Below are 23,202 nucleotides of genomic sequence, written 5' to 3' on the forward strand. Positions count from 1 at the left end.
AGTGAGGAGAAACAAAATGAATACGATGACTTTTGAAAAGCTACAATATAACGAATTAAAGGATATAGTGAAATCTTATTGTGTAAGTGGATTAGGTAAGGAATTATTAAACAAATTAGAGCCGAGTACGAGTATAAAAGTAGTGAGAAATCGGTTGAATGAAACGACAGAAGCACGAGCTATATTAGATGCAGAAGGGCATGTTCCTTTCTTCGGCATTTCTAATATTGCTAGTACAATTCAAAAATTAGAAAAAGGGATGATTTTAGATCCAGAAGAATTAGTCAGTGTTTCAGACTTTTTACGCGGATGTAGAAAGATTAAAAAGTTTATGTTAGATAAAGAATTTTTTGCACCAGTATTAGCTTCTTATGCAAATTCAATGACTGAATATAAAAGTATTGAAGAGGAAATTAACTTTTCAATTAAAGGAAATAGTATTGATGCAGCTGCAAGTAAAGAGTTAAAACGAATTCGAAATAATATCGATTCTGTAGATGGGAAAATAAAAGAACGTTTAACGAAGTTTTTAAATAGTAGTGCAAATAAGAAATTCATTCAGGAATTCTTTATTAGTAAAAAGGATGACCGTTATACGATTCCAATTAAATCTTCCTATAAAAACCAAGTTGCTGGAAGTATTATTGAAGCCTCGGCAAAAGGTTCTACTGTATTTATAGAACCGCATACGGTTACGAAATTGAATGCGGAACTAGCGGGTTTGAAAGCAGAAGAAGCGGTTGAAGAATATCAAATTTTAGCGACTTTATCAGGAATGGTGTTAGAAAACATTTATAGTATAAAGATTAATATGGAGCTAATTAGTCAGTATGATATGGTATTTGCAAAAGCGAAGTTTAGTAAATCGATTGATGGAATAGAACCGAAGTTAAATGATCATGGCTACATTCATTTAGTGAATTGTAAGCATCCGCTTTTAACAGGGCAAGTTGTACCCTTAAATTTTAAAATTGGTCAAGAGTATCGTAGTTTAATTATTACAGGGCCGAATGCGGGCGGAAAGACAATTGTGTTAAAAACGATTGGATTGTTAACATTAGCTACAATGTCAGGTCTTCATATTGCAGGAGATAAAGGTACAGAAATCGCTATTTTTGAAAATGTATTTGTAGATATTGGTGATAATCAAAGTATCGAAAACGCATTAAGTACATTTTCATCTCATATGAAAAATCTTTCTGAGATTATGAGGATGTCAAATAATAATACGTTACTTTTATTTGATGAAATAGGAAGCGGTACAGAACCGAATGAAGGTGCAGCACTTGCAATATCTATTTTAGAAGAGTTGTACCTTACGGGATGTATTACCGTTGCGAGTACGCATTACGGAGAAATTAAACGATTCTCAGAAATGCACGATGACTTTATGAATGCAGCGATGCAGTTTAATAGTGAAACGCTAGAGCCGCTTTATAAATTAGTTATCGGAAAATCAGGAGAAAGTAATGCACTTTGGATTGCGAATAAAATGAGCGTAAAAGAACATGTGCTGAAAAGAGCGAAAGAGTACATGGGAAATAAAGAGTACGCTTTAGAAAAAGTGAATGAAAGTAAAATTAGAAAACCGAAATTTGTACAAGAAAAAAGAGAATTTCATTATGAGTACAAAATCGGCGATCGTGTGAATTTATTAGATTATGATGATTTTGGTATCATCTATAAGGAAAAAGATAATTTTTATAACGTCGTTGTATATTATAACGGTGAATTCGTTGAAGTAAATGTAAAACGTATTACTTTAGAGGTAGCAGCGAAGGAGTTATATCCAGAGGGATACGATTTAAATACACTATTTGTCGATTATAAAGAGAGAAAAATGCAACACGATATTGAGCGCGGATCGAAAAAAGCACTTCGTAAAATTCAAAAAGAAATAAGAAAGAATAGAGGATAAGTTAAAATGGTAACGATTAGACAAGAACAAAAAAATGATTATAGAAAAACAGAAGAAGTTGTAAAAGAAGCATTTTTACATGAAGAGTTTAGTGATAAAAAAGAACATGAACTTGTAAAACGTATTAGAAAAAGTGACGCGTTTGTTCCTGAGTTATCTATCGTTGCGATAGATGAAGAAATAGTCGGTCACATTATGTTATCGAACATTACAATAGAACAAGGTGGAACTTCTGTAGAATCGTTAGCACTTGCACCAGTTTCAGTTGCTAGGGGCCATCAGAAGAAAGGAATTGGTGGAAAACTGATCACGGCTGCTTTAGAAAAAGCGAAACAACTTGGATACGGATCAGTTGTAGTATTAGGACATCCAGAGTACTACCCGAAATTTGGTTTTAAGAAAGCAAGTGAGTGGAATGTAAAAGCACCGTTTGAAGTGCCTGAAGAGGTATTTATGATAATGGAATTAACAGAAAATTCTCTTCGAGGTGTAGAAGGAATTGTACAATATTCGAGTGCTTTTGCTGAATAGGAGTACCGGTTAAGAAATGTAATCATAAAAGATGCTATCTTTTTGTATGGATATACAGAAAGATAGCTTTTTTTATTAAGCGGATCTACTGACGTATATTTTGCTCAATGAATAATTGAGGTGGTAAAATTGATATAGAAACGTAAAGGGAGAGAATGAAATGAATAAGCGAGAAACACATAGCAATGAGAATGTAGTGACGTTATATGTTACAAGACACGGTAAAACAATATTAAATACGAATCATCGCGCGCAAGGTTGGGCAGATTCTCCTTTAGTAGAAAGAGGTGTTGAAGTTGCCACAAATTTAGGAACAGGATTAAAAGATATTCATTTTATGAATGCGTATAGTAGTGATAGCGGCCGCGCAATTGAAACTGCTAATTTAGTATTAAAATATAGTGAGCAATCAAAATTAAAACTTGAGCAAAGAAAAGATTTGCGAGAATTAAATTTCGGTATTTTTGAAGGTGAAAAACTTGAGAATATGTGGGATGTGGTTGGAAAAGCTGCAGGCGTTGCATCACCAGAAGAACTCTTGAAGCTTTCTATTCAAGAAGTGATTAATCTTATTAGAGTAGCAGATCCGACAAAACAGGCGGAAGATTGGGAATTGTTTTCTACTCGTATAAAAACAGAGATAGATAAAATTAGTGAAGAATCTGCTGCAAATGGTGGCGGTAACGTTTTAGTTGTCGTTCATGGGCTTTTGATTACTACCTTAATAGAAATGTTAGACAGTAGCAAAACAAAACTTGGAGTGGAAAATGCTAGCGTGACGAAGATTGTATATCAAGATGGAACATACACAGTTGAGTCTGTTGGAGATATGAGTTACGTTGCAAAAGGGAAAGAAAGTGTGGAAATATAAAAATAAGAAAAGGAAGGTAGAGAACTCTAGCTTCCTTTTTATTTTTTAATATATCATTTATTAATTCGAATCGGAATATTCCGTTAAAAATGAACTATGAAAATTATTGTAATGGTATAATTAGAGAGTAGGAACAACAAATTAGTTTGCAGTGTATTGGAGGGACATTAGCCTTACATTTCATCTCGGAATCTAAAGTAAGTATACGAGAAATAAAGTGAAACTTTAATCAGTGGGGTTTTCTTCATCCCCCACTGATTATCATCCCTCACCAATCGGACTTTAATGGGCAGCCCGCCCCCCACCTAACTTCTTTGCTTTCGCTGCATTTTGAGGTGGGGGTCTTACTGCCCATTAAAGCGGGATAAAACAAAGTAAGGAATGTGTGAATATGGGTGGTACATGGTATGTGATTTATGTTCAATTCTAAGAAGAAAAGAATATTAACAATTATATGGAGAAGTGATTATGTTGATTAAATTCGTTCATTTGTTATTTGGGAAACCGTGTGAAAAAGGTGATTCGTTCCAAACTAAGTTTCCACGTTTTATTTATTGGAGTGCAGTTGTATTTTATTTTTTTGGAATGCTATTATTTGGGATTCTTTCTTTTATTGATACTGTATTTATTGGATCGTTGATATCAGGAGGTTTGTTCTTTCCTTTAATATTTAGATTCATTTATTATATAAACTTAAAAATGAGGGGCCTAGAAAGAGAAGCGTAGAGAAAAAATATAAATAACAGGGTTATTGAAAAGAAGCGAGATTGATGTTAAGAGATAATAAAGTTGTTTAATTTACAATAAAGTCCTTTGAAAATAATAAAGTTGTTTAATTCTTATTGAATTAACGGTGCAGGATAGTTGAATAAGGATGATGATATACTTAAGGGGGAATTTACTTTATTTTATAATTTATGAGGTGGAAAATGGACTCTTTAGAATTAAACAAATCTAAATATATTGTCTCTAATATCAAAGAAATTTTGCATAAAAAGCTTATTCTTGATAAACCATTAACTAAAGATGAGGTAAAAAAATTAAAACTAGTTAATCCCCCTGTATACGAAAAAGAGAAGTATCTCATTCAAAAACGGTGGTTTTATAGTATTAATATCGGAGAATGGGAAGATGTGGAGATTATTATTCAGGGGAATAATGAAAATCCTGATATGGAGATTATCGAAATGGCAGAAAAAACATTCGATGAACTCCATCTACATATAAGCTGTGCATTAAAATATTTACAGAAATTCTTCCCTAATCAAGAAATGAAGAACTACTATCTATCCACAATATTTTTTGGAAAGATGGTTAATTTTGACGATTATATATTTTCTGGGTTTAGTTTAGCTTTTATTTATGATGGTCACTTTGAGTTTCAGTATAAAGTAAAATTTAAAAACGATGGATGGCCTATTGGTTTTGAAGGTGGGCCACTTTAATAATAATAGATAATTTTTTCTTATTGAACTAACGGGTGCTTTAGTTGAACAAGATTTAAACAACTTTATTATTAATTTTTGTCTACAAGCACATTTAAATGGTTAGAAATTAAACAACTTTAAAGAGCTTTACTACAATATGATTTGTAGCCAGGCTCTTATATTTTTAGATCAGAATTAAATAACTTTATTATCACTTTACAATTGAACATAAATAACGTTAAAAAAGGAAGCAAAGAAATACATTCTAGCTTCCTTTTTTATTGGAACGATTATGGGATCAATAAAATCTTCCCTGTGCTTTTTCGGCTCTCTAATAATTCATGAGCACGGGCACCATCTTGTAAAGAGAATGTAGTAGAACTTGCAATCTTTAATTTTTCGGTCGCAATCCATTCGAATAATTGAGAGGAGCGTTCTATTCTCTCTTCATAAGATGTAAGCACGTTCCAAAGGTCTCCGCCAATTAAAGTTTTCGAAGTATCCATAAGCATACGTGGATCAACTGGCGCAGGATTACCGCCGGCCATTCCGTAAAATACGACAGTACCGCCAGTTTTAGTAGCATTAAAACTCTCCTCTAATGTAGAACCTACTGATTCATATACAACATTTACTCCATCACCATTTGTTATTTCAACTACTTTTGTATGCCATGCTTCCGTATATAAAAAAACGTGATCAGCACCAGCTAATGTAGCTATCTTTGCTTTTTCTTTTGATGACGTTAGGCCGATTACTTTTCCGCCTAGTAGTTTAATTATTTGAATAAGAAGTTGCCCAACACCACCAGCTGCAGCGTGTACTAAAGCTATATCACCTTGTTTTATTTCATAGCTATCTTTCGTTAAATAATGTGCGGTTAGACCTTGCAATAAGACAGAAGCGGCTGTTTCAAAAGAGATAGAATCTAAAAGCTTAATTGCTTTCTCAGACGGAACAGCAACTAGCTCTGCATTTGCAAATGGGACATCAGCAAATGCAATACGATCTCCAGGATTAATATTCGTAACGTCAGCTCCTACTTTTTCAACAATGCCAGCCCCTTCATAACCTAATATAAAAGGCGGGGTACCAGCGAGATGATAATCACCGCGGCGTCTATAAATGTCGGCGAAATTTAAACCGATTGCTTTCGTGCGGACAATAATTTCATTTGGATTTATGATTGGATCATTTAGTTCTTTATATTGTAGTACATCCGGATTTCCGAACTGTTCGAAACAAAGTGCTTTCATATGGAATACCTCCATTTTTATTGTTTGTAGATGCTCTTTATCATACAATACAAATATCAATAGACAAAGAGGATTATTTCGATGAAATCAATCAGGAATATCGATTGAAAAGAGGGACGATAAATGGAGATAAAACAATTAATTACATTTAAAGTAGCGGCGGATACTTTGAATTTTACACAAACTGCGAAGAAATTAAACTTTGCTCAATCGAGTGTGACAGCGCAAATTAAAACGTTAGAAGCTGAGTTAGGTACGCCGTTATTTGAAAGATTAGGAAAACGCCTTTTCTTAACTGAAGCAGGTAGGAAGTTTCAACTATATGCCGACAAGATGATTGCGCTCAGCAACGAAGCAAAAATGGCTGTGAAAGATGATGAAGAAATAGCAGGTACGTTAATAATCGGTGCGCAAGAGAGTCAATGTACATATAGACTTCCTTCTATATTAAAGAAGTTTAAAGCACAATTTCCTCAAATAAAACTTATATTTAAACCGGCACATTCCAATAAAGATGCGAAGGAACAATTGATGGAGGGAAAAGTCGATCTTGCATTTATTTTGGACGAATGTAAAACAGAAGATACTTTACATGTGGAGCCGCTTATGAAAGAAGAATTAAAAATAGTAGCTGCTTCAGGGCATCATTTACTCGAGAAAGCTTCCATTTCTACAAAAGATTTAGAAAGTGAGACGTTGTTGCTAACAGAGCTAGGGTGCTCGTACCGGACTTTATTTGAAGAGCTACTTCGTACAGAAGATGTGTATCCAGTAAATAAAATTGAGTTCGTTAGTGTCGAAGCAATTAAACAATGTGTTATTGCAGATTTAGGAATAGCTGTGTTACCAGCAATAGTAGTAGAAAAAGATATACGAGAAGGGATGATAAAAGAGTTACATTTAGAAAATGAAATCTCACCGATTTATACACAAATTGCTTGGCATAAAGATAAATGGATGACAGCGCCACTGCAGCAATTTATTGATGTAACGAGGGAGTTTTTTACAACAGATTAAGTGGAGAAATATTTATTTTATATAAAAGAAAAAATGGCAATTTTGTATAAAGAACCGATGCTTGCATGTAACAAGTATCGGTTCTTTTATGTTTTAAATAAAGGATGCTATAAAATGTGTATTTCTCAACTTTTTTTCTTAGACGGTTACGTAAATTTCTTCGTATATTCCAATAATCATAAGGAAATTTACAACGTTTAGTCGTTTCCGTAAGATGCCTCTAGGAAGCATGAAAGGAGGGGCGTACATAGGGGATAGATTGTCTTTATTATACGTACTTATTTTGAGGGAGGAAATTGAAAATGTTTAAAAAGTTAATGAAAGTATGTGTATTAAGTGTAGCGAGTGTAGGGCTATTATTTAGTTTCCAAGGAAGTACATTTGCTGCTACTGATTTAAGTAGTTACTATGACGGGAAAAATCCAGCAACAACGAAAGTATACGGAGGTAGTACAACGTGTGATGCAGATGGATTTAATGCAAAGTCTACAGCTGTGTATGAAGGGAGTAAAAAAGTAGGGACAGTGTATTTACGTTACAGCAATAAATGTCATGCAGCTTGGGCTAAGTTTGTTTTAGATCAACCAGCACCAGCTGTGTCTGGAGGAGTGTATGCGTACGCTGTTGTGAATAAATACAAAAATGGTGTATTTCAAAAATCAGTCACTTCTAATCAGGGAAACGGTACAATAAAAACAGGTCAAACGAGCACGTATACAGGAATGGTATTTGATTTAACTGCTGATTTCGGATACACAGCAGATGCTGAGGCGGTTACGTTTAATAACGGTTATGGAAAAACAGGACGCTATTAAAAAGGAGTGGAATACTTTGAAACTTTTAAAAAAGCTAAGCGCATGTTTTTGTCTATCATTGCTCGTTTTAACTAGTGTGTTTAGTACGACTGGTAATGATAAAGCATATGCAGAAGATCATTCGTATGATGGAAAAAGTCCGTATTACAATAGCTGTGACCAATCAGCAGTAACGAAAGAAAAGAAATGGATTGATTCCAATTCTTATGTGGAATTAAAATTTAGCACGACGTGTAAGACAGCGTGGGCAAAAGTTACTGTAACCCGCCCAGCAGTATATAATAATGAAGCTGATGCAAGAATTGTAAGAAAAACAGATGGAAAGGCATACACTTGCGGCAGTGCTGGAGGAAATGGTGTTGTAAATAAAGGGCAAACATCATGCTATACGCCAATGGTATATGATTTAGATCCAAGAAAGGCACAGGCGCAGGGGAAACATGCCATTCCGAATAGTGATGCATATAATTATGCGGAGACTATTTGGTATTGATGAGGAAATGGAGAATGTAAGATAGAATATTTTAAGAGCATGTTTTGAGTGGTTTTCAAAGCATGCTCGAATTGTATTCATTCTAATTTTTTTAGTAATCATGGACCATTGAATTAACTAAGGTCTGTATCAGGAGGAGTATATCCAAGATGCCTAGCCATTGATACAATTTGTCCTTTATGATGAAATTCATGTGTTTCTGTATGAGTTAAAAGCCATAGTGGTGTTGTACTCCAAGGTTCTTTTTGCCACTTTACTTCATTTGCTATATTTTCGAGCCAACGGTCATTGTATTCATCTAAAAAACGTTGTACAGTCTCATCTACTAACTTAAATCTAGCACGGACTTTTTCCACATCTGCATGCTCAATTTTATAATCACTAGCGAATGAAAAATCTGCTCGTTTTTGTTTGAATGCGAATGATCCAAGCCAGTATCGATAGCAATCGGCTACATGAATATGTGTCTTTATAATGCCACCGCTCCCGAAATTCGGAACAGTGCTATGTAATTTTTCTAGTGGGATTTCTTCCAAAAATGAAAATAGAGTTTCTCTTGTAGAGCTAATAAGATTATATTGTTGTTTTAAAATATGTAACATGTAAGTACACTCCTCTTTTATTTACATAGTAAGTAATTCTATATTTACGAGGAGGGAACCTTTTTATTATTTTTAATAAGCATATTAGATGTATTTCTTATTTATTTCTGATAGATTAAACAAGGTAAAACTTTAATGAATTGAACATTCTTAGTTCATAATTAATTGTACATCAAGAAGGGGAACGATAACATGAATAGACTAGTGGGTTTAAAACAATTTGAAATAACGCGCGGGGCATTACTTAAATTTATGGAGACGCTAGATGATAAAATTGCAGATACGCAGCCAGAGGGTTTTAACAATACAATTCGTTGGCATATTGGTCACGTGTTAACAGCAGCAGAAGTTTTCATGTTTGGAAAAGAATTCAAACAATTACCAACTGAATATCCAGGTATGTTTGGATATGGATCAAGACCATCTAAATGGAAAACAGAAGGACCATCATTAGAAGTGTTAACGACTCAATTAAAAGAACAAGCAAAGCGTATTAACGAAATGCCAGCAGAAGCATTTGAAAATAAACTACCAGAGCCGTTTTTAGGATTGGAAACTGTTGGTGAGCTTTACGGTATGATGCTTTATCATGAAGCTGATCATATTGGGCAAATGAAGGCGATGGAACGTATTATTAAAGCTCTTTAGTCTTAATTGCATATAACAAGCAATACAGTTGTAATGTTAAATAATATATACAAAAAAGGTAGATAAATTATTATCTACCTTTTTTGTATAACTTCTTGAAGGATTAGAGAATTTTATAATTTTTTAGGTTGTGATTATTAATTGTAGTATTCCTAAATATGGAATATAAGTATAATGATAGAGAAGAACTAGAAATAGGGGTGAATACTATGATTACATTAGAGCAAAAGTTAGAGCAATATAAACATACATATGTACAGTTAAAGGGAGAACTAAAATGGAAAACGAGTGATTCTCGAACAGGAATGATGATTGCTGCTATGTATGCAGGTAGTGATAAATTGTTTAATCTCGAACGTTTTTTAGAAATTAGTAGTTATATTAAGAATCAAGTAGGGATGTTTTCATACTTAAAGTCTTATCATCGTTTTGTAGTGGCCGCAACATTAGATATTCACTTTACAGATTACAAGAAAGCTTTTCGGACGTTTTTAGATTTATATGAACAATTGGTCACTAGTGGCTTTAGCCGGAGTATATTTACTTATCTCGCAGCAGCTGTGCTTTTAACAGAAGAAAATGAACAGCATGGCGCGCACATTCAGCGTTCGATGCAAGTATATAAACGCATGAAAAAGGATCACCTCTTTCTTACAAGTACAAATGATTATCCGCTCGCGGTTTTATTAGCAGGACAATCAGAGAATGTAGAAACACTTATGGATCGTGTAGAACGTCTGTATCAGAAACTAGCGAAAGCTGGTTTGCGTAAAGGGAATGATCTTCAGTTTTTAAGTCATATTCTTTCACTAAAGAAGGATGTCCGTGAAGAAATGTTAGTTGCAACATGTACAAACATATGGAATTTGTTAAAACAAGAAAAGGTAAAAGTGAAACAGATGCATTATCCAGCAATCGGGCTACTAGCGTTACTTGAAGATGGAGAAAAAGAGATTTATGCTATTAAAGCGTTGATTGAAAAACTGCAGGGGGAGAAATTATTCCGTTGGCATACAGATACGAATATTCTTATTGCTATTCAACTGTTCGTAAGTCAGAAAGGTGAGGAAAGTAAAGCTACCAACACAGGTTTACAAACTATGATAGAAGTCCTCATACAAGCACAACAAGCAGCTATGATGGCAACGATTGCCGCTTCATCTGCAGCAACATCTTCTGCTAGTAGTAGCTCATAATATGTAACTACTTTAATAAGGAAGGTAAAAAAGCCCATCACTTTCTAATGAGTGATGGGCTAACTATTTTTACATAATCAGCATTATTTTTTCGACTCTTTCAAATGTTTGAGTTGTGTAACAATCATAATGCTAATAACAACGAGTAAAAACCATGAACTAATTTTGCTTAAGTGAACGAGATTCCACGCTTCCCGTTGATTTGGATATTGCCATGCTCCGAAAAATGTTGCGATGTTCTCTGCAATCCAAATGAAGAATCCGATAAGGAAAAAGGAGAGAACGAGTGGCATTGTATATGTAACGCCTTGTAATGAAAATTGTACAAATGTGCGAGAGAAAACAATGAATAGTAGTAAAGTTAATATCCATCTAAAATCGTATGTAAAGTGGTGTGTGAAAAAATTGAAGTAAATCATAGCTCCTAACGGCACGGCAAAAATAGCTTTCGGCCAATGATGCATTTTTAAATGCAACCTTCTCCACGCTTGGCATATGTAACTTGCGACACTTGCGTACATAAAGCCGCTGTAAAGTGGAACTCCAAAAATCTTTGAATACGCCTCTTCAGGATAACTCCATGAACCGAAATGAACTTTATATATTTCTAGTAAAAGGCCGATGAGGTGAAAGACAGTAATTACTTTTAATTCGTCTTTCGTCTCAAGTCCAGTCTTGTACATAATCCACTGCATAAGAAGACATGCAATGAGTATGAAATCATAGCGATATAACCCTGGAATAGAAACGATTTTTGAAAGGGCTAGTGTTAAGAAAATAACGACTGGGAATAAGCAAGATAATGCTTGCTCGTAAGTGAAGTGTAGTAGTTGTTTTATATATAACATTGGGTCACCTTCGGTATTTTTATTTGAAAACTCGAAATAATGATTAAGTATACTACACTTTTAAAAATAAGCTAGTAGTCTATTTTGTGTGTATTTGTAATTTTTGGAAGGGAATTGTAATAAGTATTTTAATATTTAGCGAAGTGAAAAAATAGTTTGCTATTTAAAAAAAGTGGCGATATAATATCTAAATGAAAATGATAATTATTATCAATAATAATTACAAATAAAAAATAATTATAAAAAACAACTGAATATAAAGGATGAAATGAAACATGTTACATAAGTCTACTGTACATGCTGGTAATAACCGCTGGATACATATTAAGTTCATATGTTTCATGAGCTTAACAATTTTATGTTTAATTGGATCTATATTTTTAGCCATTTCATTTGGTGCAAAAGATATTCATTTACAAACGGTGTGGGCAGCGGTTTTGGATTACAACCCGAAACTAACACAGCACCAAATTATTTATGAATTAAGGCTCCCGAGAGTAATTGGTGCAGCAGTTGTAGGGGCAGCTTTTGCGGTTGCTGGTGCTGTTATGCAAGGTGTAACACGAAACCCTTTAGCTGATGCAGGTGTACTCGGAATAAATGCAGGTGCGATGTTTGTAGTAGCACTTAGTTTTGCTTTTTTCCCACATATGCCGTATTCCTATTTAATGATTGTTTCCTTTATTGGAGCTGTCTTAAGTACAGTACTTATCTTTGTTATTGGATCAGCAACATCAGGCGGGTTAACACCAATGAGGTTAACGATTGCTGGAGCGGTTATGGCAGCGCTTTTACATTCATTAAGTTCAGGTGTTGCGATTTATTATGATTTAAGCCAAGATTTAGCGTTTTGGTATGCTGGTGGTGTTGCAGGGATTAAGTGGGAACACTTGAAATTTTTAGTCCCTATTATTCTTATAACGATTATTTTTGCGACAATGCTAGGGAGATCAATTTCACTCATATCAATGGGAGATGATGTTGCTACAAATTTAGGAGTGAAAACGAACCGAACGAGAATACTAGGGATGATTATAGTAGTTATTCTGGCAGGTGTTTCTGTTTCAGCTGTTGGTTCTATCGGATTTGTAGGACTAGTTATCCCGCACATTGCTAGAAAATTAGTTGGTGTTAATTATCGACTCATTATTCCTATGTCAGCATTATTAGGAGCTATGTTATTAGTTGTAGCTGACCTAGGAGCAAGAGCAGTAAACCCTCCTAAAGAACTTGCGATAGGAATTATGGTAGCTCTTGTTGGAGTTCCGTTCTTCCTCTATATAGCACGTAAAGTTGGGAGGGAGCTATAAGTGAAGGGTCTTATTAACACAGATAAAAAAAGAGCCATTACTGTAACTACAATATTCGGTTGTATTGGTATCGCTGTCATTTTACTTAGCTTAAATACAGGGACACTTAGTATTGCACCGCTCAAAGTAATTCAAACGCTTTTCGGTTATGGTGATTTTGAAAGTGCAACCGTGCTATACGATTATCGTATGCCAAGAATTATAATCACAATGTTAGCTGGTATTGGCCTTGGGATTTCCGGTGCGATTTTACAAGGATTATCACGTAACGCACTTGCAGACCCTGGTATTTTAGGACTGCATTCAGGTGCATCTTTCGGGCTAATTATATTTGTTACTTTCTTTCATTCTATTAATGAGAATGCATCGATTTTAATACCGTTATTTACATTTGGTGGGGGAATACTAGCTGCATTTTTAATTATTATACTTGCGAGTGATCGATCAAAAGGTTTACTTCCCATTAGACTTATTCTCGTTGGTATTGCTGTTTCAGCTGGATTTAGTGCGATTTCGTTATTTTTCTCTCTCAAGTTAAATGATGAGACATATACATTCGCTTCCAGATGGTTAGTTGGTAACGTGTGGGGAAGGGATTGGATTCATGTCCTTGCATTATTACCTTGGATTTTCATACTAACCCCGTATGCATGGCTAAAATCTAAAACGTTAAATGCATTGTCACTAGGTGATAGTGTAGCAGCAGGACTTGGTGTTTCTGTTCAAAAAGAACGGTTATTACTTTTAGCTACAGCGGTTGGATTATCTTGCGCAAGTGTATCGATGGCAGGAGGGATTGGTTTTATCGGTTTAGTTGCTCCGCATATCGCAAGGAAGTTAGTAGGTACTACATATCAACACTTTCTTCCTTTAGCTGGCATTATCGGAATGATTATTTTAGTGCTAGCAGATACGATAGGTCGTTCTATATTTGAGCCAAACTCTATTCCAGCTGGTGTAGTAGTGGCAGCTTTAGGAGCACCGTATTTTCTTTATTTACTTACAAAAACAAAATAAATACTTCAAAGAGGAGAACATATGAAAAAGAAACTTACTATTTTATTTAGCATGATGTGTATTTTAGTATTAGCAGCATGTGGTCAAACGAAAGCTAATGAAGAGGCAACGAAAAAAACGGAAAAAAGTAATGACCCAAAAATTGCTTCAATGTCTATTCATTTAACGAATGATTTACTTGCATTAGGAATTACACCAGTAGGTTCTGTTATTGGTGGAGATTTAAAAGATTTCTTACCGCACGCTAAAGAGAAGTTGAAAGATACGAAGAAGCTTGGTGTTGTAACAGATCCGAATATGGAAGCGTTACTTCAATTAAAGCCAACTGACATTTATGTTGATGAAAAATATGCTGGTAAAGATGTAGCGAAATACGAAAAAATTGCAAAAACACATTCTTTCAATTTAGATGAAGGTACGTGGAGAGATCATTTAAAACAAGTTGGTAAACTTGTAAACCGTGAGAAAGAAGCAGATAAATATATTCAAGATTACGAAGAGCAATCAAAACGAGTAAAAGGTTTAATAGATAAAGAGCTAGGTAATAACGAAAAAGTAATGGCAATTCGCGTTACTGCAAAAGAATTGCGTGTATTTAGTACGAAAAGACCGATGGGACCAATTTTATTCCAAGACTTAGGGTTACAGCCTGCAAATGGTGTAGAGAAAATTGATGGAAACCGCCCTTTCGAAGTCATTTCACAAGAAATATTACCTGACTTTGATGCAGATGCGATTTTCGTTGTTGTAAATAGAGATGATAAAGCAAAAGCAGCATTTAAACAACTTCAAGAAACACCAATTTGGAAAGACTTAAAAGCAGTTAAAGGCAAGCACGTATACATTATCAATGATCAACCATGGCTGGACTATTCTGCTTTAGGAAACAAAATGGCAATGGATGAAGCGGAGAAAATGTTTACGAAATAATATAGTTTTGCTATTAGGAAAGGCCCTCTAAATTTGGAGGGCCTTTCTACTGTTGTTAGAATAAATAAAAAATTATACAATGAAGTTAATTCAATATGGAGGAGATGTGCCAATGTCAGCGCTTATTGTAAGTATCCTGTTTATGAAACAGTTTATGGAATAAGGGGATAAATAGGCTAAAATAAGTATCCCTGTTATTTAAAAGGGGGAGTTTGAAATGACAATGAATCTTTTTCGAAATAAAACGATTAAATTATCAGCTATGAGAGAAACAGATGCTGAAGTAATGGCTATGTGGCAAGAAGATAGTGAGTATTTAAGACATGTTGATACAGATGTAGCATTCCCGCAATCTTTAAATGAAATAGCAAGTGATGAGTTATTAAAAGGACGGAGATCGAATAGTGTTTCTTTCATGGTAAGGACAGTTCAAGAAAATCGCTTAATTGGTTTTGTGGCGATTCATGGTATAGAGTGGAATAACAGAAAAGGTTTATTAGCCATTGGTATAGGAGATACGAATGATAGAGGAAAAGGATATGGGAAAGAAGCAATACATCTTATTCTAAAGTATGCTTTCTATGAATTGAATTTACACCGCATCGGTCTCGATGTTATTTCGTATAATAAACCTGCCATTGCATTGTATAAAAAGATGGGTTTTCAAATGGAAGGCTGTATGAGAGAAGCGGTTCAAAGAGATGGGAAGTGTTTTGACCGTATGATTATGGGGATATTGCGAGATGAATGGATAGAGCTGCAAGGTTAGAAAGTACATTCGAAATTATATATGTAGTATGCAGGAGATATAATGGTAATTGGCGAAAATTTACAGTGTGTTGATTGAATTTATAAGGAGTCATGTAAAATGAATTTAGAAAAGGAAAAACCAGTAAATGAAGAGGTCGCCGAATTAAAAGAACTTATTAAAGAGTTGCACGGAAGTGTGCACCAACTTCAAAGTGAAGTGCAGCAACTAAGGCACGAAAGACCAATTGTTGAAGTGAGAAAAGGTGTTCAATTATCACCAACAATTGTCGGACAAATTGGTGGTATGATTTTAGGTGGTTTAGCAATTATCGGTATATTTTGGTGATGACAAAAGGTTTGCAGCACGCATGCTGCAAACCTTTTGTATTTGACGACATAATTTCATGCAATACAACTTTTACATTAAATAACGTAAATATATATAAGCATGTGATAACAAGAGTGCAACAATAGTTAATGGTAAACCAATTTTTAAGAAGTCCATATAAGAGAAGCCATGTCCTTCACGTTTTGCAATACCAGCAACGACTACGTTTGCAGATGCACCGATTAGTGTTCCATTTCCTCCTAAGCAAGCTCCAAGAGATAACGCCCACCATAGTACTTCGATTTGCGGAGAATCGACAGATAGTCCGAGTCCTGTAGCTAAGTCTTGAATAAGAGGAATCATCGTTGCGACAAATGGGATGTTGTCGATTGTCGCAGATGCGATGCCAGATACCCATAAAATAAGTATAGCTGCGAATCCGATGTCACCGTTTGTTACGTCGATTACTTCTCTTGCAAGTGAAGAGATAAGTCCGATATCAATTAACCCGCCAACGAGAACAAATAATCCGGCGAAGAAGAAAATGGTTACCCATTCAACATGGGCAAATACATCTTCAATATCATGTTCTTTCACGCCGATTAACATAAGAAGTGTAGCGCCTGTCATCGCGATAACAGCAGCGTCTACATGAATAATCGAATGAAGTACGAAGCCTAAAATAGTTAGTCCTAAAATCGAAATAGATTTTAAAAGGAGGCTTTGATCTTTAATGTAATCTTTTTCTTTTAATGCCATTAGTTTTTCGATTTGTTCAGGTGTTGTTTTTAGTTTGTTACGATACATGAAGTAAATAATGCCAAGTGTCACGATAGAAATAATAATTACGATTGGAGCTAAGTTAAGTAAAAAGGCGTTAAAGTCTAAATGCTTGTTTGCTGATCCAATCATAATATTAGGTGGATCACCGATTAATGTTGCTGTTCCGCCTATATTTGAAAACAGCACTTCTGAAATCAAATAAGGCACAGGATTTACTTTTAAAATACGTGTAATGGATAATGTAACAGGAACGATTAATAAAACAGTCGTTACATTGTCCAAAAATGCTGATCCGACAGCAGTTAATAGGGATAGTAATAATAAAATGCGAATCGGTTTTCCACCAGCTGCTTTTGCCGCTTTAATGGCCACAAATTCAAAGACGCCTGATTGACTCGTAATATGTACGAGAATCATCATCCCAATTAAAAGGGTAATCGTTTCCCATTGAATATGTGATGTGAAAGCAGTATGTAAATCTACAACTCCAAAAATAATCATAATAGCAGCACCGAATAGTGCGATTACAGCACGATTCAATTTCTCAGAAATAATAAATCCGTACGTGATTAAAAATACGGCAATTGCAAAATAATATTGCCAATTTGCTACTTCATGTGCTGACTGTTCCAATCATGTCACCTTCTTTAAATTATGTATTCAATTGTCGAAATGTATCTCGCTGCAATAATACGGGATAAAATATATTGTAGCAAATTCAAAAAAGAAAGAAAACTATTTAACAAAGTGAAGGAAAAAATGTATTTTTTACATATCATATAAAAAATATAAAAAACACAGTGCAAATTATTAGGAAAAGTGAGCGTTGTCCTCTAATATAGAGATAGCAATTTACATTATTTTTGCGTAAAATGGTTTAAAGAGGTGAATTCCGATGGAAATAGTAAAAGATAGTTCTCTTATTCAAAATGAAATTGAACGTTTTGTAAATAAAGATGTATATATTCATTTAGAAACGACAAACGGAGCGTATGCATCACACATAAATGAAAAGATGATGACAGTTGGTGCTTTCATTCGAAATGCGATTATCCGTTTTGAACGCGGGAAGATAACTGGAACAAATCCATACCGAGTTGGTTTGAAAATGGATCACGGTTGGGTATATGCTGAAGGTATTACGCACTGGGAAGTAGACGATCAAGAGCGTTTATTATTAGCTGGACATGATAATTTAGGTCGTCTAGCAGTTGCACTTGAGTTAAGCTTAACACCATTTAAGTAAGAAGGAGGGAAACTTATGGAGAGACATGTACTTGTTGTATTTCCGCATCCAGATGATGAAGCATATGCTGCGGGAGGAACAATTCGCTTATTAACAGATCAAGGAGTACCTGTAACGTATGCATGTGGTACTCTAGGACAAATGGGACGTAACATGGGTAAGAACGTATTCGCTAACCGTGAAACGATTCCACATATCCGTAAGAAAGAATTGAAAGATGCTTGTGAAGCGATGGGTATTAAAGATTTAAGAATGCTTGGCTTCCATGATAAAACGTTAGAATTTGAAGATGTTGATTTCGTTGCTGACAAAATTGAAGCAATCATTCAAGAAGTAAATCCATCTCGAATTATTACATTTTATCCAGAGCACGGTGTACATCCAGATCATAATGCATTTGGCCGCGCTGTCGTTCGCGCTGTATCACGTATGCCAAAAGAAGAGCGCCCAGTTATTCATGCTGTTGCGATTACGAAAAATCGTGAAGCAGTATTGGGAGAACCGGATGTTGTAAATAACATTAGTGAAGTATTTGATCATAAATTAACTGCATTAGGTGCGCACCGTTCACAAACAGAAGCAATGCTTGAAGACACGCATGCAAAAATAAAAAACAAAGATGCAGCAACATTAAAATGGCTGCAACTTGAACAGTTTTGGACTTATAAATGGGAGTAGGCTAGAAGGATACCTTCTAGTTGCTCTTACATAGAAAAAGCGCCGTCACTTGTGATGGCGCTTTTTCTTTTTGAAGACTATACATTTTTTAGGGTGCTTCAAAATTTTTAAATTAACGTGCAGTATAGCCTCCATCAACAAGAAGTGTTGTACCGTTAACAAAACTAGCATCATCACTTGCTAAAAATAAGACAGCTTTAGCGACTTCTTCTGGTGTTCCAAGTCTGCCTTGTGGATGAAGTGAAGCTAAATATTCTTTCTGTTCAGGATTAACACTACCAAGTAAAGGGGTGTCAATATAACCGGGGCACACCGCATTAATACGTATTCCATATTTAGCGTAGGCAGTACATAAATTTTGAGTTAATAGTTTCACACCACCTTTTGCAGAGGAGTATGCTGTTGGGGTAGGTAATGAAACAAAACTATGAATCGAACCAGCGTTAACGATGACACCACCTGTACCTTGTTTAAGGAATTGTTCAATCGAATATTTATTAGAAAGGAATACCCCAGACAAATTAATATCAATAGTTCTTTTCCACTTTTCATAGGATAATTCGTTTGCTGGTGCATCATCAGCAACGCCGGCATTGGCATACATAATATCTAATTTACCGTATGTACTTACTGTCTCATGAATTAGCTGCTTAATATCTGCCTCTTTTGTTACATCAGTTTTAATAAATAACGTATTATATCCATGTGCATTCAATTCATCTGATAGTTCTTTTCCACGTTCAGAAAAGTCAGCAATAACTACTTTTGCACCTTCTTTGATAAAAAGACGAACAGTAGATTCGCCAATTCCACTTGCACCACCAGTTATGATTGCTACTTTGTCTTTTAATTTCATATAAACCTCTCCATTCATCAATGAATTTAAGTCGAATTTTTAAATCAGGTTATATCATTATTAACCTTAAATAGTAAGTAGATAGAAGAAACAGTTTACGTTTACTTAATTGTGAGAGTGCTATTTTTTTATTGTAATTTTTTATACAGTGATGGAAGAAAATATTAATTAGGTCAATTTTATCATCAGATTGAATATTCAGTAAAGTATTCTTGAATAGAGTGAGTGCTGAAGTTAAACTACTAATCTACATAGATAGAACGAGAGAGACTACATATAGTTGCTCTTTTTATTTTATTAATTAACAAATTTTCAAACTTGCTGATGATGTAGTGGACTTAAATAAGTCACTTGTTTTTAAATTGAATCAAAAATAAAAAACAGTAAAAACAAAACGCTTAATAATAATTATTTATTGAAAAACAATAAATAAAATGATATTATCAAATTGAAAATTAGTAAGAGAGGTGCTTTTTATAAAATGTAAAACGAATGTTATGTATTAAAAAGAAATTGATGTAAATTATATATATTAATAGATAAATAAGAAAAGGGAGTTAGAGCATGATTAATAAAACAGTAAAGAAAGTTATCTTGATTGCAGGTGGTTTGTATATTACATATTTAGTAGGTGTAGTTATTTTAGCGGAATCTATACCGTATCCTACATCTCAACAACTTAAAGAAGCCGAAAGAGTAGTTGAACGCTATGTAGGTGAAAATAATGGAGTAAAAATGATAAATACATCTAGCAGCTTCACGGCTGAGATGTTCAATCGTACAATTCATATTGAAGGAAATTCAAAAGAAAATCCGGAACAATTATATCGAATGAATTTAGAGCAAGTTTCTAATGAAAGTGAAAAAATAACCGAAAAATCGATAAATACAGTTTGTAAATCAAATGATGGAGGAAAGAATTTTACGTGTGCTGATACTGAATAGCTAAAAGTAGGATCCGTAGCAGCATAGTAACAGTTGATAACCATTACTCTAGTTAAATAGGAAAAAGCCTCGCAGGGGGGCGAGGCTTTAAACAGGGTATTAAAAATTATCGATTCATTAAGAATAACTTCTTTTGAATAAGCTAATTTTAGCATGATAACTTATCTATATGTGTTACGAATTTATGAACAAAAAATCAATGATAAAAATACAGAAAAGACAATAATTTATTTGGAATCTGTATCATTACATAAAGTTTGAGTGAAAAAGAAAGTATACTTTTGTATTGAGGAATAAAGATATAGTCTGCCTACGGAAATAGGCAGGCTATTTTTTTATAAAGAAAAGACAACTTGAGGTAGAGTCCGTGTTAAGAAATAAGATCGTTCAAAAGATAAAGATATTGTATTGAAACACGTCATTATTCGTGGAATAAGTTATATTTTTGATAAAAAATCTTTAAAAAGCATTATAATCCCTAGAAGAGATAAGACTTCAATTGAAAACCAAAATACACTTTTTTGAGGTTTTTTAAACTCCATTAGTATGGAGAAAAATAAAAAGATAGCAATGAGAAATATAATTAAGAGACGAAGTATATCAAACATAAATAGCACTCCTAATAGTTAATTTGTTTTACTATATAGTTATTTCCAATATTACAGAATGTAAGAAGCGACTTATCAATATTAAAGCAAAAAGTTCTCAGAAGCTATGAATTAAAAATAAAAATTTTTTTGAATCACTGAGCACAGGGGGATTATCTATTAATTAGCTTGGTGATTGAAAGAGTAATTTTTTAATCTCTTAAATGTCCGATTGGTTTAACTAAATAATCAGCGGGGAATGGACAAACCACCTACTGATTAGAATTTCACTTTATTTGTTTTCTTTTTTATCTAAATCCTTAGAATTGATATTTAGTAGTGATTTATAAGAAACATATATTTTGAATTATTTAATAGGATAATATATATTTATATTGATTTAGTGATTTTAGTTTGTTAAAAATGGGGAAATCGATATGAAAGTTAAATTTGCCGTAATAAAAGATGAGAATTTTGATTGTAGTATATTGGAAACAAAATTATTGAAAACTTTTAAAGAAGTAGATTGTGAAGCAGATATTGTAAAGGTTGAGGATGAAATTTTTGAAAACAATGATATACAAACGCATTTATCAGAAATAACCATTCATGTTACTGGAAAAAATATTGGATATAGATCCGTTTCAGCCAGTATATTTATTGTTCTAGAGAGTTTATCAATACAGCTATTTCGTATTCATATTAGTATACTTTAAGCAGTTCAAAAAGTGGATTCTTCAGAAAATCATACTGATTATATTGAGTTGTAAATATGAAAACAATAGAAATTATCGTAGGTGCTCCCGAATGGTGGATTGCACCTTGTTTGTTGTTAAATAAACAAGGGATTCCTTTTCTAATTTTAATATATCTTAACGCTAATTTATAAATAGAAAAATGGAAACATGTGAGTAATTCAATTAGATTGTACAAATAATTTGGTACGCAGATATACGCAATGTATTCACAGGTAAGAGGGTTGTCTCATAATATATATAGATTTTTCTATTAAGATGAATAGAGGGTGTGGATATATGGAAGATGTTTACGCTAAAATTGACAGTTTAAAAGCGGAGCAAAAAGAAATTATGAGAGACATTCGTAATTTAGAAACGCGTACCACTATTAATGAAAAAGACATAGCAACAATCAATAAGCAATTAGAAAAAATAAGTACAAACACTACTTGGATTTTGCGAATTATTATTAGTGCGATAATAATGTCAGTTTTAGGATTGATATTAAAAGGGATGATTTAAAAGAAAGAGGGGAGCTCCCTCTTTCTTTTATGTAAATGAGAAACTATAAATTTTCCGTTTCCTTTTCGTCTGCATACTTATCCTCTAAGGAAATTAATAGAGGGATTGATATAGTTACAAGAATGATTAAAGTGGTGATAAAAGATTTAGAAAGAGAAAAAGAACCTTCAATTAAAGGTGATAAAAACTTGAATGAAAGTAGACTTGTTATGAAGGAAATTACTAAAAAGCTAAAAAGAGAGATATTTTTATTCTTTATAGATGTTTCTATAAAGTCTTTAACACAGGTTATTACAACAAATATAGTTAATATGATAAGAGAAACAAAATAATGTGTTAAATTCGTCATACTAATAGTAGGATCGTCTATTATGTAAGCAAGTAACTTAGATACTAATATTCCTCCAAACAATAAAATAATAAAAGCAAGTAATCCTTCCAATATATAAGTGCTGAAATTGTCTTTCTTGTTAAAGAGTTTATAGTTTAGAGTAGATTGGGTTATTTGAATTAGGAATAGGCTAATAATCCATACATAATATACAATTGGTAATTCTCCTGAGAATAGAGAAATTAGAAAGTTTAATACTGTCCTTAAAATTTCAATCATTACGAAAGTCCTCCTGTTTGTAAGCTTGTGACATTAAAATATGCTAGTCTATCGTTTAATAATTAAGTTTATGAATTCAAACTATTTCTAATTATTCCATAAAAAGGTGAATGCATCAAGTTATCTTTTTAACAATCCTTCAAGGTTGAGCACTAGTAAAAGAAACGCAATATGTAATATAATTGAAAAAGCATATTTAAAAATCGATGTTAATATTACCCTCCTATAAGTATTAACATACGTAATTGAGGTGTTTTCTTTGTTGTTTTATGACCGGATTT

26 protein-coding genes are annotated in these 23,202 nt (G+C 33.6%); 20 read left to right on the forward strand and 6 right to left on the reverse strand.

The window, feature by feature from the left end; translation table 11 throughout:
* Positions 1–16 precede the first annotated feature (16 nt).
* The 5 genes from ACK1U5_RS01290 to ACK1U5_RS01310 all read left to right on the forward strand — a co-directional run bounded on the left by ACK1U5_RS01290 (position 17) and on the right by ACK1U5_RS01310 (position 4,765).
* Complete coding sequence (locus ACK1U5_RS01290; RefSeq protein ID WP_001095188.1) at positions 17–1,918, forward strand: endonuclease MutS2; 1,902 nt, start codon at positions 17–19, stop codon at positions 1,916–1,918.
* A gap of 6 nt (positions 1,919–1,924) precedes the next feature.
* Entirely contained in the window at positions 1,925–2,449 is a 525-nt protein-coding gene (locus ACK1U5_RS01295; protein ID WP_069604838.1) for a GNAT family N-acetyltransferase, read from the forward strand.
* 160 nt (positions 2,450–2,609) lie between these two features.
* Positions 2,610–3,320: a histidine phosphatase family protein gene (locus tag ACK1U5_RS01300; RefSeq protein ID WP_069604837.1), complete on the forward strand. Its 711-nt coding sequence runs from the start codon at positions 2,610–2,612 to the stop codon at positions 3,318–3,320.
* Positions 3,321–3,788: 468 nt separating this feature from the next.
* Positions 3,789–4,046, forward strand: a complete 258-nt coding sequence (locus ACK1U5_RS01305; RefSeq protein WP_000905655.1) for a hypothetical protein — start codon at positions 3,789–3,791, stop codon at positions 4,044–4,046.
* 203 nt (positions 4,047–4,249) lie between these two features.
* Positions 4,250–4,765, forward strand: coding sequence for a hypothetical protein (locus ACK1U5_RS01310; protein ID WP_030026782.1), 516 nt, complete (start codon positions 4,250–4,252; stop codon positions 4,763–4,765).
* A gap of 272 nt (positions 4,766–5,037) precedes the next feature.
* On the opposite strand, the gene ACK1U5_RS01315 is transcribed toward ACK1U5_RS01310, so the two are convergent.
* Entirely contained in the window at positions 5,038–6,003 is a 966-nt protein-coding gene (locus ACK1U5_RS01315) for a quinone oxidoreductase family protein (protein WP_030026781.1), read from the reverse strand.
* A 123-nt stretch (positions 6,004–6,126) separates the two neighbouring features.
* Between ACK1U5_RS01315 and ACK1U5_RS01320 the strand changes: the two genes are divergently transcribed.
* The 3 genes from ACK1U5_RS01320 (at position 6,127) to ACK1U5_RS01330 (ending at position 8,328) form a co-directional block, all read left to right on the forward strand.
* Positions 6,127–7,020, forward strand: coding sequence for a LysR family transcriptional regulator (locus tag ACK1U5_RS01320; RefSeq protein ID WP_044584725.1), 894 nt, complete (start codon positions 6,127–6,129; stop codon positions 7,018–7,020).
* A 302-nt stretch (positions 7,021–7,322) separates the two neighbouring features.
* Positions 7,323–7,835 (forward strand): YjfA family protein, encoded by a 513-nt coding sequence (locus tag ACK1U5_RS01325; RefSeq protein WP_000473746.1) that lies wholly within the window; start codon positions 7,323–7,325, stop codon positions 7,833–7,835.
* Between the two features lie 16 nt (positions 7,836–7,851).
* Entirely contained in the window at positions 7,852–8,328 is a 477-nt protein-coding gene (locus ACK1U5_RS01330) for a DUF2690 domain-containing protein (RefSeq protein ID WP_000771044.1), read from the forward strand.
* A 113-nt stretch (positions 8,329–8,441) separates the two neighbouring features.
* Here ACK1U5_RS01330 and ACK1U5_RS01335 read toward each other — a convergent pair whose 3' ends face one another.
* A complete protein-coding gene (locus ACK1U5_RS01335) occupies positions 8,442–8,930 on the reverse strand; it encodes a DinB family protein (protein ID WP_000902395.1) in 489 nt (162 codons plus the stop codon).
* Between the two features lie 192 nt (positions 8,931–9,122).
* Between ACK1U5_RS01335 and ACK1U5_RS01340 the strand changes: the two genes are divergently transcribed.
* Positions 9,123–9,578 (forward strand): DinB family protein, encoded by a 456-nt coding sequence (locus tag ACK1U5_RS01340; RefSeq protein ID WP_001081117.1) that lies wholly within the window; start codon positions 9,123–9,125, stop codon positions 9,576–9,578.
* A gap of 158 nt (positions 9,579–9,736) precedes the next feature.
* Positions 9,737–10,774, forward strand: coding sequence for a DUF4003 domain-containing protein (locus ACK1U5_RS01345; protein WP_025966623.1), 1,038 nt, complete (start codon positions 9,737–9,739; stop codon positions 10,772–10,774).
* Between the two features lie 83 nt (positions 10,775–10,857).
* Here the strand turns inward: ACK1U5_RS01345 and ACK1U5_RS01350 are convergent, their stop codons facing one another.
* Positions 10,858–11,622 carry a DUF817 domain-containing protein gene (locus ACK1U5_RS01350; protein ID WP_000965751.1) on the reverse strand — a complete coding sequence of 255 codons (765 nt, stop codon included), beginning with the start codon at positions 11,620–11,622 and terminating at the stop codon, positions 10,858–10,860.
* 275 nt (positions 11,623–11,897) lie between these two features.
* Between ACK1U5_RS01350 and ACK1U5_RS01355 the strand changes: the two genes are divergently transcribed.
* From ACK1U5_RS01355 to ACK1U5_RS01375, 5 genes are all read left to right on the forward strand, one after another.
* Positions 11,898–12,932, forward strand: coding sequence for a FecCD family ABC transporter permease (locus tag ACK1U5_RS01355; RefSeq protein ID WP_061139049.1), 1,035 nt, complete (start codon positions 11,898–11,900; stop codon positions 12,930–12,932).
* Entirely contained in the window at positions 12,933–13,949 is a 1,017-nt protein-coding gene (locus ACK1U5_RS01360) for a FecCD family ABC transporter permease (RefSeq protein ID WP_000677264.1), read from the forward strand.
* 21 nt (positions 13,950–13,970) lie between these two features.
* Positions 13,971–14,879 (forward strand): iron-hydroxamate ABC transporter substrate-binding protein, encoded by a 909-nt coding sequence (locus ACK1U5_RS01365; protein WP_069604718.1) that lies wholly within the window; start codon positions 13,971–13,973, stop codon positions 14,877–14,879.
* Between the two features lie 217 nt (positions 14,880–15,096).
* Positions 15,097–15,648 (forward strand): GNAT family N-acetyltransferase, encoded by a 552-nt coding sequence (locus ACK1U5_RS01370; protein WP_000178504.1) that lies wholly within the window; start codon positions 15,097–15,099, stop codon positions 15,646–15,648.
* A 99-nt stretch (positions 15,649–15,747) separates the two neighbouring features.
* Complete coding sequence (locus tag ACK1U5_RS01375) at positions 15,748–15,975, forward strand: hypothetical protein (RefSeq protein ID WP_069604717.1); 228 nt, start codon at positions 15,748–15,750, stop codon at positions 15,973–15,975.
* A 72-nt stretch (positions 15,976–16,047) separates the two neighbouring features.
* Here ACK1U5_RS01375 and ACK1U5_RS01380 read toward each other — a convergent pair whose 3' ends face one another.
* A complete protein-coding gene (locus ACK1U5_RS01380) occupies positions 16,048–17,373 on the reverse strand; it encodes an ArsB/NhaD family transporter (protein ID WP_069604716.1) in 1,326 nt (441 codons plus the stop codon).
* A 262-nt stretch (positions 17,374–17,635) separates the two neighbouring features.
* Between ACK1U5_RS01380 and ACK1U5_RS01385 the strand changes: the two genes are divergently transcribed.
* Together ACK1U5_RS01385 and bshB2 are read left to right on the forward strand one after the other, a co-directional pair.
* Positions 17,636–17,986 carry a YojF family protein gene (locus ACK1U5_RS01385; RefSeq protein WP_000407045.1) on the forward strand — a complete coding sequence of 117 codons (351 nt, stop codon included), beginning with the start codon at positions 17,636–17,638 and terminating at the stop codon, positions 17,984–17,986.
* Between the two features lie 15 nt (positions 17,987–18,001).
* Positions 18,002–18,664 carry a bacillithiol biosynthesis deacetylase BshB2 gene (gene bshB2, locus ACK1U5_RS01390; RefSeq protein ID WP_000439483.1) on the forward strand — a complete coding sequence of 221 codons (663 nt, stop codon included), beginning with the start codon at positions 18,002–18,004 and terminating at the stop codon, positions 18,662–18,664.
* Between the two features lie 112 nt (positions 18,665–18,776).
* Here the strand turns inward: bshB2 and ACK1U5_RS01395 are convergent, their stop codons facing one another.
* Entirely contained in the window at positions 18,777–19,520 is a 744-nt protein-coding gene (locus ACK1U5_RS01395; RefSeq protein WP_069604715.1) for an SDR family NAD(P)-dependent oxidoreductase, read from the reverse strand.
* Positions 19,521–20,084: 564 nt separating this feature from the next.
* Here ACK1U5_RS01395 and ACK1U5_RS01400 point away from each other — a divergent pair.
* The 3 genes from ACK1U5_RS01400 to ACK1U5_RS01410 all read left to right on the forward strand — a co-directional run bounded on the left by ACK1U5_RS01400 (position 20,085) and on the right by ACK1U5_RS01410 (position 22,311).
* Positions 20,085–20,465, forward strand: a complete 381-nt coding sequence (locus ACK1U5_RS01400; protein WP_069604936.1) for a hypothetical protein — start codon at positions 20,085–20,087, stop codon at positions 20,463–20,465.
* 1,024 nt (positions 20,466–21,489) lie between these two features.
* On the forward strand, positions 21,490–21,768 hold the full coding sequence (locus ACK1U5_RS01405) for a hypothetical protein (RefSeq protein WP_000865000.1): 279 nt from the start codon (positions 21,490–21,492) through the stop codon (positions 21,766–21,768).
* A 318-nt stretch (positions 21,769–22,086) separates the two neighbouring features.
* Positions 22,087–22,311 (forward strand): hemolysin XhlA family protein, encoded by a 225-nt coding sequence (locus ACK1U5_RS01410; protein ID WP_000390462.1) that lies wholly within the window; start codon positions 22,087–22,089, stop codon positions 22,309–22,311.
* A gap of 43 nt (positions 22,312–22,354) precedes the next feature.
* Here the strand turns inward: ACK1U5_RS01410 and ACK1U5_RS01415 are convergent, their stop codons facing one another.
* On the reverse strand, positions 22,355–22,921 hold the full coding sequence (locus tag ACK1U5_RS01415) for a DUF5823 family protein (protein WP_113710640.1): 567 nt from the start codon (positions 22,919–22,921) through the stop codon (positions 22,355–22,357).
* Positions 22,922–23,202: the final 281 nt, after the last annotated feature.

The organism is Bacillus sp. XB1, assembly GCF_053557995.1.

Coding starts and splice junctions, on each gene's coding strand:
- ACK1U5_RS01290 (WP_001095188.1), top strand. CDS start 17: ATGAATACGATGACTTTTGAAAAGCTACAATATAACGAATTAAAGGAT.
- ACK1U5_RS01295 (WP_069604838.1), top strand. CDS start 1,925: ATGGTAACGATTAGACAAGAACAAAAAAATGATTATAGAAAAACAGAA.
- ACK1U5_RS01300 (WP_069604837.1), top strand. CDS start 2,610: ATGAATAAGCGAGAAACACATAGCAATGAGAATGTAGTGACGTTATAT.
- ACK1U5_RS01305 (WP_000905655.1), top strand. CDS start 3,789: ATGTTGATTAAATTCGTTCATTTGTTATTTGGGAAACCGTGTGAAAAA.
- ACK1U5_RS01310 (WP_030026782.1), top strand. CDS start 4,250: ATGGACTCTTTAGAATTAAACAAATCTAAATATATTGTCTCTAATATC.
- ACK1U5_RS01315 (WP_030026781.1), bottom strand. CDS start 6,003: ATGAAAGCACTTTGTTTCGAACAGTTCGGAAATCCGGATGTACTACAA.
- ACK1U5_RS01320 (WP_044584725.1), top strand. CDS start 6,127: ATGGAGATAAAACAATTAATTACATTTAAAGTAGCGGCGGATACTTTG.
- ACK1U5_RS01325 (WP_000473746.1), top strand. CDS start 7,323: ATGTTTAAAAAGTTAATGAAAGTATGTGTATTAAGTGTAGCGAGTGTA.
- ACK1U5_RS01335 (WP_000902395.1), bottom strand. CDS start 8,930: ATGTTACATATTTTAAAACAACAATATAATCTTATTAGCTCTACAAGA.
- ACK1U5_RS01340 (WP_001081117.1), top strand. CDS start 9,123: ATGAATAGACTAGTGGGTTTAAAACAATTTGAAATAACGCGCGGGGCA.
- ACK1U5_RS01345 (WP_025966623.1), top strand. CDS start 9,737: ATGGAATATAAGTATAATGATAGAGAAGAACTAGAAATAGGGGTGAAT.
- ACK1U5_RS01350 (WP_000965751.1), bottom strand. CDS start 11,622: ATGTTATATATAAAACAACTACTACACTTCACTTACGAGCAAGCATTA.
- ACK1U5_RS01355 (WP_061139049.1), top strand. CDS start 11,898: ATGTTACATAAGTCTACTGTACATGCTGGTAATAACCGCTGGATACAT.
- ACK1U5_RS01365 (WP_069604718.1), top strand. CDS start 13,971: ATGAAAAAGAAACTTACTATTTTATTTAGCATGATGTGTATTTTAGTA.
- ACK1U5_RS01370 (WP_000178504.1), top strand. CDS start 15,097: ATGACAATGAATCTTTTTCGAAATAAAACGATTAAATTATCAGCTATG.
- ACK1U5_RS01375 (WP_069604717.1), top strand. CDS start 15,748: ATGAATTTAGAAAAGGAAAAACCAGTAAATGAAGAGGTCGCCGAATTA.
- ACK1U5_RS01385 (WP_000407045.1), top strand. CDS start 17,636: ATGGAAATAGTAAAAGATAGTTCTCTTATTCAAAATGAAATTGAACGT.
- bshB2 (WP_000439483.1), top strand. CDS start 18,002: ATGGAGAGACATGTACTTGTTGTATTTCCGCATCCAGATGATGAAGCA.
- ACK1U5_RS01395 (WP_069604715.1), bottom strand. CDS start 19,520: ATGAAATTAAAAGACAAAGTAGCAATCATAACTGGTGGTGCAAGTGGA.
- ACK1U5_RS01400 (WP_069604936.1), top strand. CDS start 20,085: ATGATTAATAAAACAGTAAAGAAAGTTATCTTGATTGCAGGTGGTTTG.
- ACK1U5_RS01405 (WP_000865000.1), top strand. CDS start 21,490: ATGAAAGTTAAATTTGCCGTAATAAAAGATGAGAATTTTGATTGTAGT.
- ACK1U5_RS01410 (WP_000390462.1), top strand. CDS start 22,087: ATGGAAGATGTTTACGCTAAAATTGACAGTTTAAAAGCGGAGCAAAAA.
- ACK1U5_RS01415 (WP_113710640.1), bottom strand. CDS start 22,921: ATGATTGAAATTTTAAGGACAGTATTAAACTTTCTAATTTCTCTATTC.